14 protein-coding genes are annotated in these 14,865 nt (G+C 70.0%); 5 read left to right on the forward strand and 9 right to left on the reverse strand.

The features are described 5' to 3' along the window. Positions 1-132: 132 nt before the first annotated feature. From ACIN94_RS10750 to ACIN94_RS10760, 3 genes are all read right to left on the reverse strand, one after another. Complete coding sequence (locus ACIN94_RS10750; RefSeq protein ID WP_400702763.1) at positions 133-1,341, reverse strand: sulfite oxidase; 1,209 nt, start codon at positions 1,339-1,341, stop codon at positions 133-135. A gap of 81 nt (positions 1,342-1,422) precedes the next feature. Beyond that, positions 1,423-3,105, reverse strand: coding sequence for a DNA polymerase/3'-5' exonuclease PolX (gene polX / locus ACIN94_RS10755; RefSeq protein ID WP_400702766.1), 1,683 nt, complete (start codon positions 3,103-3,105; stop codon positions 1,423-1,425). Positions 3,106-3,189: 84 nt separating this feature from the next. Further along, positions 3,190-4,710, reverse strand: coding sequence for an MDR family MFS transporter (locus ACIN94_RS10760; RefSeq protein ID WP_400702769.1), 1,521 nt, complete (start codon positions 4,708-4,710; stop codon positions 3,190-3,192). A gap of 326 nt (positions 4,711-5,036) precedes the next feature. Here ACIN94_RS10760 and ACIN94_RS10765 point away from each other — a divergent pair, with 326 nt between their 5' ends. Further along, complete coding sequence (locus ACIN94_RS10765; RefSeq protein WP_400702772.1) at positions 5,037-6,335, forward strand: erythromycin esterase family protein; 1,299 nt, start codon at positions 5,037-5,039, stop codon at positions 6,333-6,335. A 12-nt stretch (positions 6,336-6,347) separates the two neighbouring features. Here ACIN94_RS10765 and ACIN94_RS10770 read toward each other — a convergent pair whose 3' ends face one another. Genes ACIN94_RS10770 through ACIN94_RS10795 form a run of 6 tightly spaced genes read right to left on the reverse strand, consistent with a single transcriptional unit; the run spans position 6,348 to position 11,200 of the window. Beyond that, the gene (locus ACIN94_RS10770; protein ID WP_400702775.1) at positions 6,348-7,094 is read right to left on the reverse strand and encodes a copper homeostasis protein CutC; all 747 of its coding nucleotides are present in this window, start codon (positions 7,092-7,094) and stop codon (positions 6,348-6,350) included. Further along, complete coding sequence (locus ACIN94_RS10775; protein WP_400702778.1) at positions 7,091-8,071, reverse strand: asparaginase; 981 nt, start codon at positions 8,069-8,071, stop codon at positions 7,091-7,093. The genes ACIN94_RS10770 and ACIN94_RS10775 overlap by 4 nt, the downstream gene beginning before the upstream one ends. Then, positions 8,064-8,888, reverse strand: coding sequence for an amino acid ABC transporter permease (locus tag ACIN94_RS10780; RefSeq protein ID WP_400702781.1), 825 nt, complete (start codon positions 8,886-8,888; stop codon positions 8,064-8,066). Before ACIN94_RS10780 ends, ACIN94_RS10775 begins: the two co-directional genes overlap by 8 nt. Beyond that, on the reverse strand, positions 8,885-9,529 hold the full coding sequence (locus ACIN94_RS10785) for an amino acid ABC transporter permease (protein WP_400702784.1): 645 nt from the start codon (positions 9,527-9,529) through the stop codon (positions 8,885-8,887). Before ACIN94_RS10785 ends, ACIN94_RS10780 begins: the two co-directional genes overlap by 4 nt. Then, entirely contained in the window at positions 9,529-10,449 is a 921-nt protein-coding gene (locus ACIN94_RS10790; RefSeq protein ID WP_400702787.1) for a glutamate ABC transporter substrate-binding protein, read from the reverse strand. The genes ACIN94_RS10785 and ACIN94_RS10790 overlap by 1 nt, the downstream gene beginning before the upstream one ends. Before the next feature lie 22 nt (positions 10,450-10,471). Then, a complete protein-coding gene (locus ACIN94_RS10795; RefSeq protein ID WP_400702790.1) occupies positions 10,472-11,200 on the reverse strand; it encodes an amino acid ABC transporter ATP-binding protein in 729 nt (242 codons plus the stop codon). A gap of 104 nt (positions 11,201-11,304) precedes the next feature. On the opposite strand from ACIN94_RS10795, the gene ACIN94_RS10800 reads away from it, so the two are divergent. From ACIN94_RS10800 to ACIN94_RS10815, 4 genes are all read left to right on the forward strand, one after another. Then, positions 11,305-12,447: an ROK family protein gene (locus tag ACIN94_RS10800; protein WP_400702793.1), complete on the forward strand. Its 1,143-nt coding sequence runs from the start codon at positions 11,305-11,307 to the stop codon at positions 12,445-12,447. 129 nt (positions 12,448-12,576) lie between these two features. Further along, on the forward strand, positions 12,577-13,329 hold the full coding sequence (locus tag ACIN94_RS10805) for a lysophospholipid acyltransferase family protein (RefSeq protein ID WP_400702796.1): 753 nt from the start codon (positions 12,577-12,579) through the stop codon (positions 13,327-13,329). A 259-nt stretch (positions 13,330-13,588) separates the two neighbouring features. Beyond that, positions 13,589-14,122, forward strand: a complete 534-nt coding sequence (locus ACIN94_RS10810; RefSeq protein ID WP_400702799.1) for a helix-turn-helix domain-containing protein — start codon at positions 13,589-13,591, stop codon at positions 14,120-14,122. Positions 14,123-14,127: 5 nt separating this feature from the next. After that, entirely contained in the window at positions 14,128-14,814 is a 687-nt protein-coding gene (locus tag ACIN94_RS10815) for a hypothetical protein (RefSeq protein ID WP_400702802.1), read from the forward strand. Positions 14,815-14,865 lie beyond the last annotated feature (51 nt).

A 14,865-nucleotide genomic window follows, 5' to 3' on the forward strand; every position in this document is an offset into this window, starting at 1 on the left:
TCGATATGGAATGTTGCCTGGTCACCCGTAATGAGAGTGTCGTATAGGGAGCCCGTACGCCGGTTCGGAGAAGTAAGAGTCGCGTACGGAATTGATCTGTGATTGGTGGGGCAGGGGTGACGGCGGTGGTGATTACCCGCTCACGACCGTCACGGGATGGCGCACGACGGCGTCGAAAAGATAGCCGTGGTCGTTGGGGGTGGTGCGCATCTGCTGGACCGCGCCGGTCTCGTCGGTGGCCCGGGCGAGCAGGACGTGCGGGCCGGTCTGCGGGGGGTTCCAGGTGATGTGCCAGCGGGTCCAGGCCGGGCCGATCTGCGGGCCCTGCAGCTGGGCGCGGTGCCAGGTGACGCCGTCGTCGAAGCTCACCTCCACCCCGGCGATCCGGCCGTTGCCCGACCAGGCCCGCCCGTACAGCAGGTGCGTCCGCCTGGCGATGAGCCGGGCCTCCCAGGGCAGTTCGAAGGCACTCCTGACTCCCCGGACGGTCAGTGGGGCACTGCCCTCCGGAGGGTAGGCCGCGCCGAACATCCGGTAGAGCTCGGTGTTCCACGGTGAGGTCAGCGGCGAGGTGGAGACCTCGATGTCGCCCACCCACTTGATCGAGGCCAGGCCGATCCAGGAGGGGACGACCAGCCGCACCGGATAGCCGTGGTCGGGCGGGAGCGGCCGGTCGTTCATCTCGTAGGCGAGGATCACGTCCCTGAGCGCCTTGGACACCGGGATCGGGCGGCGCACCCGGCCCAGGTTGATCCCGTCGGCCACGTAGTCGGGATCGAGTCCCCGCGGCATGACGTCGACGGCGTCAGGGGTGAGCCCGGCCCGCTCCAGCACCGTGGCCAGCGGCACCCCGCGCCAGCGGGCGACCCCGATGCCGCCCAGCCGCCAGGGGGTTCCGGAGACCTTCTGGCCCTGCTGGGTGGCGAAGAGGCTCCGGCCGTTGCCCGCGCACTCGATGGCCACGTCCATCGTCACCGCGGGGAGTTCGAGGAGCTCCTTGTAGCCGAAGCTCCGGGGGTTGCGCAGCCCTGTGCCGTGCAGTTCCAGCCGCCAGGTCGCCGCGTCGATGATCGGGGTCGAGGTGTGGCTGCGCACGAAGAAACGGTCGTTGGGCACGTGGTAGCCGACGTCGCGCATCGCCTCCCAGCGCATCTCGGCGCTGGTCCCGTGCGCGATGAACGTCTCCGGCAGCAGCGGCTTGACGATCCCCCGGGTGCCCTCCCCGGAGACCGGCTCTCCGCCGACGGCCGCGAGCCGGAGCCGGTCGCACCTGTCCCCGGCGGGCCGCTCGGCGCGAGCACGCTGGTGGCCGGCCTCGTCGTTCAGGTCCTCGTGCAGCATTCGACACCCCTTCTCCGCCTACACATATTTCCTACCAAAAAAACATGTAATTTACGGAGGGGGGAGAAACCTCTGTAACCCTCAGCGACCCAAGAAGGCTAACAGCCGCCCCAGCGGCCATGTGTTGATCACGTCGTCGGCGGTCAGCCAGGCGCGCTGGGCGATGCCCACGCCGAACCGCTGGTTGTCCAGGTGGGGCACCGCATGGGCGTCGCTGTCGATGGAGAACGTTACACCGTGGTGGCGCGCCAGACGCACCAGATCGGCAGGTAGGTCGGAGCGGTCGGGGAAGGAATCGATCTCCATCGCGGTGTCGGTGCGGGCGGCGGCGCGGAACACCGCGTCCCAGTCGGCGTCCACCGGCTGACGCCTGCCGATCCTGCGGGTGGTGGGATGGCCGATGATGTGCACGTGCGGGTTCTCGCACGCCGTGATGAACCGGCGGGTCATCTCCTCGCGCGACTGGGTGAAGTGCGAGTGCACGCTCGCCACGCACACGTCGAAACCCGCCAGCACCTCGGCCGGCCAGTCGACCGAGCCGTCGGGGGCGATGTTGAGCTCGGTGCCGTGCAGCAGTCTCATCTCCGGATAGCCCGGCTGGAGCCGGCGCAGCCGCTCGCGCTGCTCCAGTGCCTTGTCCAGGGTCATCCGCTGCATCGCCAGGTCGGGCGCGTGGTCGGTCACCGCGTAGTAGGAGTGGCCGCGCGCACGGGCCGCCGCGACCATGTCCTCCAGGGAGGCGATGCCGTCGGTCAGGTCGGTGTGGGTGTGCAGGTCGCCCCGGAGGTCGCCCACGGTGACCAGCACGGGCAGCTCGCCTCTGAGCGCGGCGGTGATCTCTCCGCTGTCCTCGCGCAGCGTCGGGGGGATCCACGGCATGCCGAGCGCCTGGTAGATGTCCTCCTCGCGCTCGGCCGCGATCACCCGGTCACCGTCGAACAGGCCGTATTCGGAGAGCTTCCAGCCCTTCTTCACGGTGATCTCACGCAGGTGCACGTTGTGCTCCTTGGAACCGGTGAAATACTGCAACGCGGCGCCCCACGACTCGGCCGGAACCAGGCGCAGGTCGACCTGGATGCCCTCGGTGGTGTGGATCGAGGTCTTCTTCTCGCCCGAGGCGATGACCTCCGCGACGTATGGACGGCTCTTGAAGTCGTCCATCAGGGTCCCCGGGCCGACCGCCAGGATGTCGATGTCGCCGATGGTGTCCTTCATCCGGCGCAGCGATCCGGCGTAGGCGATCCGCTCGGCGGGCAGCGAGGCGATGATCCGCTCGGCCAGGTCCATGGCCACGCCGACGTGCACCCTGGCGCTGGTCTGCTCCAGCTGCTCGATGCCCTTGAGCAGGTTCTCCTCGGTCTTGGGGCCGAAGCCCCTCAGGCCCTTGAGTCGCCCCTGCGCGATGGCTCCGGCGAGGGCCTCGGGGGAGTCGATGCCGAGCTCCTGGAAGAGGAAGACGGCCTTCTTCGGTCCGAGCGAGGCGATCCTGGTCAGCCTCCGCACCCCGTCGGGGACCTTTCCGCGCAGGTCGTCGAGCTGGCGGAAGCTCCCCCTCTCCAGGTATTCCTCGACCTTCTTGGCGATCGCCTCGCCCACCCCCGGCACGCTCCGCACCGCCGTGGTCGCGATGTCCTCGGGGAAACCGGCGATCGCCTTGGCCGCCTTCTGGTAGCTGCGCACCCGGAACGGGTCGCCCCCCGTCATCGCGAACAGCTCGGCGTACTCCTCCAGAGCGGACGCCACGGCGTCGTTAGCACGTGCCATGGGCCCAGCCTAGAAGATCGCACCGACGTTTTCCCGGACCGTTTCGCCCCGCCGACCTGCGGAGAACGCCGGCCGGTGGCTCCATCAGCTGAACGTGAGCTGTTCGGTACGCCTGGGCATGAGCAGCAGGGCGCCCACGATCAGCACGGCCACCACGACGAGCGCGAGGAAGATGTTGTGGGTGGCATCGTAGAGGGCCGTGCGGATGAAGGACGCCACGGCTGACTCCACGCCCGGACCCTGGCCACCGAGCACCAGGCTCGTCGCGTCGACACTGTCGGGCAGCCGGCCGGCCACCGAGGCCGGTGGATGGGCGAAGCGGTCGGCCAGTGTGGCGTTGGCGATGGCTCCGAGAACCGCGGCTCCGACCGCGCTGCCGATGGAGCGGCAGAACATGTTGGTCGCCGTGACGACGCCGCGGCGCTCCCATCCGACGACGGACTGGATGGCGACCATCGTCGGGCTCGACACGAGCCCCAGACCGGCACCGACGACGAAGCACGCTCCGGCGACCGCCCCTATCGGGGCGTGCCGGGTGAGCAGGGCGCACAGGAGGGCGCCGGCCACGACCAGGCCGCTGCCGATGAGCGCCGTGTCACGGAAGCCGATGCGCATGTAGGCGCGTCCCGACAGGGTCGCGGCGATGGGCCAGCCGACGGTGAGCGCGGCCAGGGCGAAGCCGGCGACCAGGGCGCCGGTGCCGAGGACCCCCTCCGCGTAGGTCGGCACGTACGAGCTGAGGCCGATCATGAGCGCGCCGACGCTCAGCCCGACGAGGTTGCCACCGGCGAGCGTGCGGTGACGGAACACCCACAGCGGCAGGATGGGCTCGGCTGCCCTGCGCTCCACGAGGACGAACGCGACCGCCGTGACGGCACCGGCCGCGAAGACGAGCAGGCTCGGAACGGATCCCCAGCTCCACGCCACCCCGCCTTCGAGCAGGCCAAGGATGATCAGGGAGGAGCTGACCATGAGCAACGTCGCTCCGAGGTAGTCGATCCGGTGGGAGCTCCGGGTCACCCGCTCCTTGAAGCGCCGGGCGAGCACCCAGGCGGCTACGGCGCCGAGCGGCAGATTGATGAAGAAGATCCAGCGCCACGAGAGATACTCCGAGAAGAGGCCGCCGAGGGTGGGCCCGATCACGGAGGAGGCGCCCCAGACGCTCGCGATGTACCCCTGCACGCGTGCGCGTTCCTCGACGGAGTAGAGGTCGCCCACCATCGTGACGCTCATGGGCTGTACGGCTCCGGCACCGATGCCCTGCAGGGCGCGGAAGACGATGAGCGCCGGCATGTTCCAGGCGGCCCCGCACAGCACCGAGCCCAGGAGGAACACGGCGATGCCGAAGAACATCACCGGCTTGCGCCCGAAAAGGTCGGCGAGCTTGCCGTAGAGGGGGACGGTCACCGCCTGGGCGAGCAGATAGATCGAGAAGAGCCAGGGGAACTGGGAGAAACCTCCCAGGTCGCTGACGACGGACGGCACCGCCGTCGCGATGATCGTGCTGTCGAGTGCCACCAGACCGGTGCAGAGCATGATGGCGGCGAGTACAGGACCGCGCTCCGACCTGAGGCCGACGCCCCCCGAGGTCGTTGTCGTCGTCACGTGAGGAAGTTCTCCTTGCGGGTTGAGCGTGAACAGCAACGCCGGACTCGGCCCACACGCGACGTGGCCGTCCAGCGAGTAGGCAACCACTTCCTCACCTACGGCATTCCCTTCCCTTGGCGAGCTGCCGCGCCGAACTTCGTAAGTAGCGATAAACCTCCACAAACAGGGATTGAATTTCGTGGACCGGGAACGAGTCGGAAGAGGGCACCTCCCGATCTACGGGCTTCGAGCGCGCCGGACGGCGCCGCCGACACGCATGTCGCGGCTGCGCGTTCCCCGTCACCGGGGGAGGCCGGAGCCCGAGCTGCTGGAACGGATGTCACATGGATGAAACGGATGAAGTCCGGGGGATGGCCCTTCCGCTGGGGGAGGTGGCCGACCTCGACCCGCTGATAGACCGCATCGGCGAGGCCCGGTGCGTGCTGGTCGGCGAGGCCAGTCACGGGACCCACGAGTTCTACGCCTGGCGGGCGGCGCTGACCCGCCGGCTCATCGATGAGCGCGGCTTCTCCTTCGTGGCGGTGGAGGGGGACTGGCCGGACTGCTGGGAGGTCAACCGCTCGGTCGTGCTGGCGGACGGCGCGCCGGAGGATCCGCAGGAGGTGCTGGACGCCTACCGGCGCTGGCCGACCTGGATGTGGGCCAACCTGGAGACCGCGCACTTCTGCCGGTGGCTACGGGGCCACAATGCGAGCCTGCCGCCCGAGGAGCGGGTGGGCTTCTACGGCCTGGACGTCTACAGCCTGTGGGAGTCGCTGCGGGCCATTGTCCTCTACCTGCACGAGTACCACCCCGACTACATGCAGCACGCGCTTGAGGCCTACCGGTGCTTCGAGCCGTACAACGAGGACCCGCAGGCGTACGCCCGGAGCACCCGGCTGGTGCCCGAGGGGTGTGAGGAGGAGGTGGCCACGCTGCTGAGCCGGATACGGCAGGCGGTCTCCGCCGACTCCAACGATCCGGTCGAGAGGCTGAACATCTGGCAGAACGCCGAGGTGGCGGTGGCCGCCGCGCGCTACTACCGGTCCATGATCAATGGCGGCGCGGAGTCATGGAACGTCCGCGACACCCATATGGCCGACACCCTGGACCGGCTGCTGCACTTCCACGGCGAGGACGCGAAGGTGGTCGTGTGGGCCCACAACACCCACATCGGCGATGCGAGGGCCACCGAGATGGCGCGGGGCGGGATCGTCAACCTCGGCCAGCTCGCCAGGGAGCGGCACGGCCCGGACGGCGTCGTGCTGGTCGGCTTCGCCACCGCCTACGGCGAGGTGATCGCGGCTCCGCGGTGGGGGGCGTCCATGGAGGTCATGTCGGTGCCTCCGCCGCCCAGGGACACCCTCGAAGGGCTGCTCTGCAGTATGGAGACCGATCTGGACCACCGGGCGCTGTTCGTCTTCTCCGACCAGCCGGACGCCCACTGGCTGACCACCCGGCTGGGACATCGCGCCATCGGCGTGGTGTACGACCCGATACGGGAGCGGCGTAACTACGTGCCCAGCACGATGGGCGACCGTTACGACGCCCTGTGCTGGATCACCAGGACCTCCGCGCTGCAGCCGCTGCACTTGGAGCGGGAGAGCCGCGGCGAGCTGGAGACCATGCCCACCGGCGTGTGAGCCCGCGGCCTTTCAGGCTCCGGAGGAGGCGATCACCTCGGAGACCAGGCCCGGTGAGGTGACCAGGCGGGCGTACTCGGGGCGGCGCAGCTCACCACCCATGAACGGGTGGGGGTTGCGGTGGACGGCGGGGCTGGGAGCGTCCACGAGAGCGGCGAAGTGGATCTCCTTGACCCCGGTCGCCTCGACCACGCGGCTCACGTTGCGGGGGGTGATGCCGCCGCCGGGCATGACGATCAGGCCGTCACCCGCCCGCTCGACCAGGGAGGCGATCAGCGGCGCGCCCTCCAGCGCCGTGGTGTCCTGGCCGGAGGTGAGCACCCGGTCGACGCCCAGCGAGGTGAGCGTGTCGAGGGCGGCGAAAGGGTCGGCGGTCATGTCGAAGGCCCGGTGGAAGGTGACCGAGAGATCCCCGGCCGCGGCGATGAGCCGCTTGGCCACCTCGACGTCCACCTCGCCCGACGGCGTCAGCACTCCGATCACCACGCCCTGCGCGCCCGCGTCCCGGATGGCGGCCACGTCGCGCTCCATGGCCGCGATCTCGTACCCGTCGTATATGAAGTCCCCGCCCCGGGGGCGGACGATCACGTGGACGCGGATCGACGAGACCGCCGTGAGGGTCGCCTCGACGGTGCCGAGGGTCGGGGTCAGGCCGCCCTCGAAGAGGGCCGAGCACAGCTCGACCCGGTGCGCTCCGGCCTGCTCGGCCGCCAGCGCGCCTGCCGTACTGTCAATGCAGATCTCATAGGTAAGGCTCATTTATCCCCCAAAGTGTGGATTTCGCCGACCGGGACGCCCCCGCCCAGCACCGGAACACGCGCGAACTCCTCGGCAGAGGTGACCTCGCCCCCCGCCGCCCGGAGCGTGGCCAGCGCGATCGCGGTCGTGGCTCTCGGACTCCCGTCGATGACCTTGACCGCCGCCGCGTGCCCGGTGGCGAGCGCGACGACGAGCACGCCCTCGGCCCCGCCCTTTGCCACCGCCCCCGGCAGCGCCCGCATCAGCGAGGTGTTGATGTGTCCGGTCCCGCCGACGTACTCGGGATGCTCGCGCATCGCGTCGGCGACCGCCCGCGGCGCCGTGCCGGGCGCGGCCAGGACCAGGCCCTGTACGGCCCGCGCCAGCCCGGTCAGCGACAGCCCGAACAGCGGCGCGCCGCATCCGTCGACGGCGACGTGGGCCGTCTTCTCTCCCGACAGCTCCTCGACCACGTCCTGGACCCGTCGCTGCAGGGGATGGCCGGCGTCGAGGTAGGAGTCGACCGCCCAGCCCGAGGCCACCGACGCGGTGAGCATCGCGGCGTGCTTGCCGGAGCAGTTCATCCGCTCCCGGGAGGCGGTCAGGCCGCCCCGGATCAGCGCGTGCCGGGTGGCCTCGTCCTCCGGCCAGTCGGCGGGGCAGCCGAGGGCGTCGAATCCCAGCCCCGCCTCGCCGAGCATCTCGGCGACCAGCCGCACGTGGAAGTCCTCACCCGTGTGGCTGCCGGCGGCGATGGCCAGGCGCGGGCCGCGCAGATCGGCTCCGGACAGCAGGCACGCGAGCGCCTGGAACGGCTTGGCCGACGAGCGCGGCAGCACCGGCGCGCCGACCGGGCCGCGGGTGACCACCGCGCCGCCGTCGGGCGCGAGACCGACGGCGCTCCCGAAGTGCACGCTCTCGGTGAATCCGGAGCGCACCACCTCGGCGAGCGGGACGAATCCGGAACCTCCCCCGGCGGGCGGGACCAGTTCAGGCACGGGTGATTCTCCTTCGTGATTGGCGGGTTCGCCGCTGGCGGGCTTCGAGGGTACGGGCGAGTTTGGACAGCGACGCGTTGACCACCAGGTAGATCAGCGCGACGACGATGTAGGTCTGGATGAGCAGGCCGTTGTAGGTCGCCAGGACCTTGCCGCTGTAGAGCAGTTCGGCGTAGCTGACCACGAAGCCCAGCGAGGTGTCCTTCAGCAGGCCGACCGACTGGCTGACGATCGAGGGCAGCACGCGCCGGGCCGCCTGCGGGAGCACGATCATGCGCATCGTCCGACCGTGGGTCAGCCCGACCGCCAGGCCCGCCTCGCTCTGGCCGCGCTCGACGGACAGGATCCCGGCCCGGAAGATCTCCGCGAACGCCGCCGCGTTCGAGACCGCCAGCGGCACCACGAGCTTCCAGAACAGTGGCAGGTCCAGCCCGTAGCGGGGCAGCGCGAACAGCACTATGTAGACCAGCAGCAGCGCCGGGATGGTCCGCACGACCTCCACGTACGTGGCGGCGGGCGCGCGCACCCAGCGACGCCGCGACAGCCGCCCGAGGGCCAGCGCCAGTCCGGCCGCCATCGCGAGTACGGCCGAGACGACCGCCGCCAGCACGGTGGACCAGAGCCCGTCGAGCAGGTAGCGCCACATCGGCCACGTCGCGTACGGCTGCCAGCGGTCGGCGTCGAGCTGGCCGGCGGCGGCGAACTGGCGTACGGCCAGCGCCAGCAGGCCCAGCACCGCGACCGCACCAACCACGGTCGCGACGCGGATCCTGCGGCGGGCCCGCGGCCCGGGCTCGTCGAAGAGCAGGCTGCTCAACGGACCATCACCAGCCGTCGTTCGAGCCGCCCGGTGACGAATCCGGCACAGGCGGCGATCAGCGCGTAGGCCAGGCCCGCCCCGACGAAGATCGGGATGGGCTGGGCCTCCGTCAGGTTCACCCGGTTGGCCGCGGCGGTCAGGTCGACCACACCGACCGCGGCCGCGAGCGAGGTGCTCATCGTCAGCGCGATGAAGACGTTGCCCAGCGGCTGGATCACCGTGCGCAGCGCCTGCGGCAGGATCACGTGGCGCAGGGACTGGCCGAAGCTCAGCCCGAGCGCGCGGGCCGCCTCACCCTGCCCGGCCGAGACGGCGTTGACACCCGAGCGCAGCGCCTCGGCGATGTAGGCGGCCTGGTAGAGCGCGATGACCACGATGGCCGTCACCAGCAGGTCGGCCTTGATCCCGATCTCCGGCAGGCCGAAGACGGCGAGCACCAGCAGCACCAGCAGGGGCAGGTTCTGGAAGGTCTCCACGTAGGCCGTGCCGATCCCGCGCAGTACGCCGACCGGGCTGACCCGCATGGCCGTGATCACCACCCCCATGACCGCGGCGCCGGCGAACGACGCCGCGGTCATCTGGAGGGTGACGACCAGGCCCTGCCAGAACTCGGGCAGGTGATCCAGGATCGCCGACATCAGGAGCCCGGAACCGATCCGATCTGCGGCGGGGTGGGAGCCTCGCCCTTGACGACCGTGCCGAGGGAGTTCTTCCAGGTCTGCTGCCAGGTGCCGTCGGCCTGGATCTTCTTCAGCCAGTCGTTGACGAACGTCTTGAACTGCTCGTCGCCGTGCTTGAGGCCGATGCCGTACGGGTCGGTCGTGAACGGCGCTCCGACGACCTGGACCGACGGGTCCTTCTGGGCGTTGGCGACCAGCAGCATCTCGTCCTGGACGTAGGCGTCGCCGCGCTCCTGCTTGAGCGCCTGCATGCACTCGGGGTCGCTGCCGAACGTCACGATCTTCGCCTGCGGCGCGAGCTTCTTGATCGCCGAGATGGCCGGGGTGTTGGCTCCGGCGATGACGGTCTTGCCGTTCAGGTCCTCCGGCTTGACGATGCCAGCCGTACCCTTCCTGACCGCGAGGGACAGGCCCGAGGAGTAGTACGGCCCGGCGAAGGCGACCTGCTCGGCCCGTTCCGGCGTGATCGTGTAGGTCTGGAAGACCACGTCCACGGTGCCGTTGCTCAGCAGCGCCTCACGGGTCTCCGAGGCCGAGTTGACGATCTTCACCTTGGGCTCGCCGATGATGTACTTGGCGAGCGCCTTGCCCATGTCCGCGTCGAACCCCTCGACCTCGCCGGTCGTCGGGTTCTGCTGCGACAGCAGCGGGGCGTCGAGAGACCCGCCGACGATCAGCTCGCCGCGCTGCTTGATCTTCTCCATCGTGGAGCCGGGCAGGATGTCGGCGGCGGCCGCCACCGGCGCCTTGGCAATCAGGTCACCGGTCCCCTTGGCCTCGCCCGGCACCGCCGAGGCGCCCGAGTCCGTGCCGGAACAGGCCGAGAGGCCGATCATCGCCACGGCGGCGACAGCGGCCATCCGCTTCATGGACACCATCGGGGCCCACCATCCTTTGTGATCAGTGAGTGAGTACTTTGGCCAGGAAGTCCCTGGCCCGGTCCGTCTTGGGAGCTTCGAAGAAGGCGTCCGGCTCGGCCGTCTCGACGATCTGGCCGTCGTCCATGAAGACCACCCGGTCGGCGGCCCTGCGGGCGAAACCCATCTCGTGGGTGACGACGACCATGGTCATGCCGTCGGCGGCGAGCTGGACCATCACGTCCAGGACCTCGCCGACCATCTCGGGGTCCAGCGCCGAGGTGGGCTCGTCGAAGAGCATCACCTTGGGGCGCATGGCGAGCGCGCGGGCGATGGCGGCCCGCTGCTGCTGACCGCCGGAGAGCTGGGCGGGAAGCTTGCCGGCCTGCTCGGCGATGCCGACGCGCGCCAACAGCTCCCGCGCGGTCCGCTCCGCCTCGGTACGGCTGACGCCGCGCACCTTCACCGGCGCGAGCATGACGTTCTCCAGCACGCTCTTGTGCTGGAAGAGGTTGAACGACTGGAAGACCATGCCGACGTCGGCCCGGAGGCGGGCCAGTTCGCGGCCCTCTACGGGGGCCGGGACGCCGTCGATGAGGATGTCGCCCGAACCCGCGCTCTCCAGCCGGTTCAGGCAGCGGCACAGCGTGGACTTGCCGGACCCCGAGGGGCCGATCACCACGACGACCTCGCCCTGCGCCACCTCAAGGTCGATGTCGCGCAGCACATGATGATCGCCGAACCATTTGTTCAGCCCTTGTACCTGAATCATTGCCATCTTCCTTCGAAATCGAAGATAAACCGGAACGTAACGGATGATTCTGGTTGAAGTCAACACATTGCTGTAGTAAGTACAGACGTGGTATTCCTCTGTTCATGTCAGGCAAAGAGAGGTTGCCCGTGCGGGGGGGCCAGGGCGAGCTCCTGCGCCTCGTCGCCACCGGCCACGCCGAGTCGCGTGCCGAACTGGCCCGCCTCTCCGGCCTGGCCGCGTCGAGCGTCTCCCTGCGGGTCGAGGAGCTGATCGGCGCCGGGCTGCTCGTGGAGGAGGGGTCCGGAACCTCCCGCGGCGGGAGGCGGCCACGACGGCTGCGGGTCAGCCCCACCGCCGGGCTGCTCGCGGTGGCCGACCTCGGAGCCCACCACGCCCGTCTCGCCCTGCTCGACCTCAGCGGCACCCCGCTGGTCGTCGAGGAACGCCCCTGCGACATCGCGCTGGGCCCGGAGGCGACCCTCGACTGGATGGCGGCCTCGTTCGACGAGCTGCTGCTGACCCATGGACCGCCCGGCGTCCCCCTGCGCGGGGTCGGCGCCGGCATTCCCGGGCCCGTCGACCCCGCCAGTGGCCGTGTGGTCTCCCCCTCGCGCATGCCCGGCTGGAACAACTTCCCCGTCGCCGAGTATCTCGGCGCCCACTACGACCTGCCGGTGCTCGTCGAGAACGACGCCAACCTCATGGCCGTCGGCGAGGCCCACGCGTGGCCCGGCTGCGACAACCTCATGGTGCTGAAAGCCGGCAGCGGCATAGGGTGCGGCGTGATCGTCGACGGTCGGCTGCACCGGGGGAGGGGCGCGGCCGGCGACATCAGCCACGTCCGGGTCAGGTCCGACTCCTCCGTCGTATGCTCCTGCGGCCACCCCGACTGCCTGGAGGCCTACGCCAGCGGGGCGGCGCTGATGAGCGCCCTGGCCGACCAGGGCATCGCCGTACGGCGGCCCGTTGACGTCGTCACCGCCGTCAACGACGGAGTGCCCGAGGCCACCGCCCTGGTCAGGAACGCCGGCCGGCTCATCGGCGAGGTGCTCACCGTCCTGGTGAACTTCTTTAACCCCGACGCCATCGTGGTCGGCGGCAGCCTGTCCGCGGCCGAGCCGCTCATCTCGTCCATCCGCGCCGCCGTCTACGGGCGGTGCCTGCCCCTGGCCACCCGCGACCTGGAGATCGCCGTCACGCGTGCGGGTCCCGACACGGCACTGCTCGGTGCCGGATCCCTGCTCCTGGACGCTGTGCTCGGCTGACCGGGGCGCCTCACCGGCCCGCCCATCGGGACGGACCGGCCCAGCCGGACCGGCTCCCCAGGGGAGCGCCCGGTGCGGTCGCGGTGCCGCCGGTCGAATCCCGTCGAGGGGCTGAGGTACGGTTCAGCCATGGCTGAGATCGTGTACCCCCCGGTCATCGGGGCTGCGCGGACCCTGTTCCGCGCCCTGGACCTGAAGATCCGCATTGAGGGCGCCGAGCGGATCCCGCGGACCGGCGGAGCGGTGCTGGTCAGCAATCACATCAGCTATCTCGATTTCATCTTCGCCGGTCTGACCGCGCTGCCGGCCAAGCGCCTGGTCCGTTTCATGGCGAAGAAGGAGGTCTTCGACCACAAGATCTCCGGCCCGCTGATGCGCGGTATGCACCACATCCCGGTGGACCGCGCCGCGGGTGCCGCGGCGTTCGGCGCGGCGCTGAAGTCGCTCAGGGCCGGTGAGATCGTTGGCGTGTTCGCCGAGGCCACGATCAGCCAGTCCTTCACCATCAAGGAGATCAAGAACGGCGCGGTCCGGATGGCCGTGGGCGCGAAGGTGCCGATGATCCCGATCGCCCTGTGGGGCACCCAGCGGCTGTGGACCAAGGGCCGTCCCAGGAAGCTGCTCCAGCGGCACGTGCCGATCACCATCCTGGTCGGCGAGCCGCTGTACGCCAAACGCGGTGACGACTACGACGCGGTAACCGCCGACCTGCGCGAACGCATGGCCGCGCTGCTGGACGAGGCCCAGCGGACCTACCCGGAGATCCCCCCGGGCGCCTGGTGGCAGCCCCGCCACCTCGGCGGCACCGCCCCCACTCCGGAGGAGGCCGCCGAGATGGACGCCGCCGAAGCCGAGGCCAGGGCACTGCGGCACAGGTCGTGAGCAGGTGAGTCACCAGTGGTGTGGCTCACCCTGCCTCCACGGGTGACGCACGTGAGAACGTCGTCGACGCCTTCCAGACCGGACCTACCCGGGTCCCGGACCTACCCGGGTCCCGGGCGTACGCCCGGGACCGCCGGCATGGCCATCCTGCTGAAATCGGCTGTGGATCGGGCCTTCCGCGTGACCGGCTTGGCAGCTGACACATTCCGGTAGAACCGGATTTGCATTCTCATAGTTGAGATCGTTATCGTTCTTGATTGTGAGAAGAGCTGAAGTGGTCCTCCACCCGGTACGGCTGCGCATTCTGCAGGCGTTCATCGGACGGCGGACCCTGACGGTCCGCGACCTCGCCGCGCTGCTCCCGGATGTGCCGCAGGCGACGCTGTACCGGCATCTGGGCACGCTGGCCGCCGCCGAGGTGCTGCGGGTCGTCGAGGAACGACGGGTCCGGGGCGCGGTGGAGCGGGTGTTCGCGTTGCCCGACGCCTCCGCCGAGCTGACCGGCACGGACCTGGAGGGCGCCACCCCCGAGGACCACCTGCGTTACTTCGCGACCTTTCTGGCCACGCTCCAGGGCGAGTTCGCCCGCTACCTGGGCCGTCCCGGCATCGACCTGATGGCCGACGGCGTCGGCTACCGCACCTCCACGGTCAACCTGACCGACGAGGAGTTTCTCGCCTTCATGACCACGCTGAACAAGCTGGTGACAGAGGCGGCCGAAAAACCCCCCGCCCCCGACAGGCGCCGCCGCGTGTTCGCGCGCGTCGTCATGCCACTGTCCGAGCAGAAGTGATCCCCATGGCACGTATCGAATCAACCACCACCCAGAGTCTGCACCGGTCCACCCTGTGGACGCTGCCCGCCTTGGCCGCCGTCGCGGTCCTGCTCGCGGCGGCGCTGACGCTGTGGGCCGGCGCCCCCCGCTGGGACGCGGTCGCCCTGGGCGCGGGCGGCTGGCTGGCCGCGCTCGTGCTCCGCGGCCCGATCGCCGCCGTGGTCGCCAAGCTCCCCCGGGAACGGGCCACGACCATCATCGGGGCGGCCTCGGGTCCCTGCGAGGAGATCGTCCGGCTACTGCTGGTCCTGCTGCTGGTCTCCGGCTTCCCCGAGGTGCTGTGGGCCGGGTACGGCTGGGCCGCGATCGAGATCGTCTACACCATGGTCAGCGCCCTGTTCATCCGCTCCCTGCTGGGCAAGACGGACGAGAAGTCCCTGGAGGCCCGCCGGCTGCTGGAGGCCCAGGGCATGCTGCGTCCCGACGGACCGCTGTGGGCCGTGCTGGAACGGATCAGCGTGAGCCTGCTGCACATCGGCTTCACCCTTCTGCTGGCCTGGCAGCCCTGGCTGCTCCTGGCCACTGTCCCCCTCCACTCGGCGGTCAACCTGCTGGTCGTACGGCTGGCACGCGTCTCCCTGCCGAAGGCGGAGGCCCTGATCGCCGTTGTCAGTGCCGCGGTTTTCGCGTTCGGCCTGCTCTGTCACTGATCCGACCCCGTGCCGGGCGGCGAGGCAGGCCTCCCGGGCCGGGATCTCGCA

The sequence above is a fragment of the Streptosporangium sp. NPDC087985 genome (assembly GCF_044741965.1).
GTDB lineage: Bacteria > Actinomycetota > Actinomycetes > Streptosporangiales > Streptosporangiaceae > Streptosporangium.

Excerpts from the sequence above, each read along its gene's own strand:
- ACIN94_RS10800 (WP_400702793.1), top strand. The coding sequence starts at position 11,305 with ATGTCAGGCAAAGAGAGGTTGCCCGTGCGGGGGGGCCAGGGCGAGCTC.
- ACIN94_RS10750 (WP_400702763.1), bottom strand. The coding sequence starts at position 1,341 with ATGCTGCACGAGGACCTGAACGACGAGGCCGGCCACCAGCGTGCTCGC.
- ACIN94_RS10765 (WP_400702772.1), top strand. The coding sequence starts at position 5,037 with ATGGATGAAACGGATGAAGTCCGGGGGATGGCCCTTCCGCTGGGGGAG.
- ACIN94_RS10805 (WP_400702796.1), top strand. The coding sequence starts at position 12,577 with ATGGCTGAGATCGTGTACCCCCCGGTCATCGGGGCTGCGCGGACCCTG.
- ACIN94_RS10795 (WP_400702790.1), bottom strand. The coding sequence starts at position 11,200 with ATGATTCAGGTACAAGGGCTGAACAAATGGTTCGGCGATCATCATGTG.
- polX (WP_400702766.1), bottom strand. The coding sequence starts at position 3,105 with ATGGCACGTGCTAACGACGCCGTGGCGTCCGCTCTGGAGGAGTACGCC.
- ACIN94_RS10815 (WP_400702802.1), top strand. The coding sequence starts at position 14,128 with ATGGCACGTATCGAATCAACCACCACCCAGAGTCTGCACCGGTCCACC.
- ACIN94_RS10790 (WP_400702787.1), bottom strand. The coding sequence starts at position 10,449 with ATGGTGTCCATGAAGCGGATGGCCGCTGTCGCCGCCGTGGCGATGATC.
- ACIN94_RS10770 (WP_400702775.1), bottom strand. The coding sequence starts at position 7,094 with ATGAGCCTTACCTATGAGATCTGCATTGACAGTACGGCAGGCGCGCTG.
- ACIN94_RS10785 (WP_400702784.1), bottom strand. The coding sequence starts at position 9,529 with ATGTCGGCGATCCTGGATCACCTGCCCGAGTTCTGGCAGGGCCTGGTC.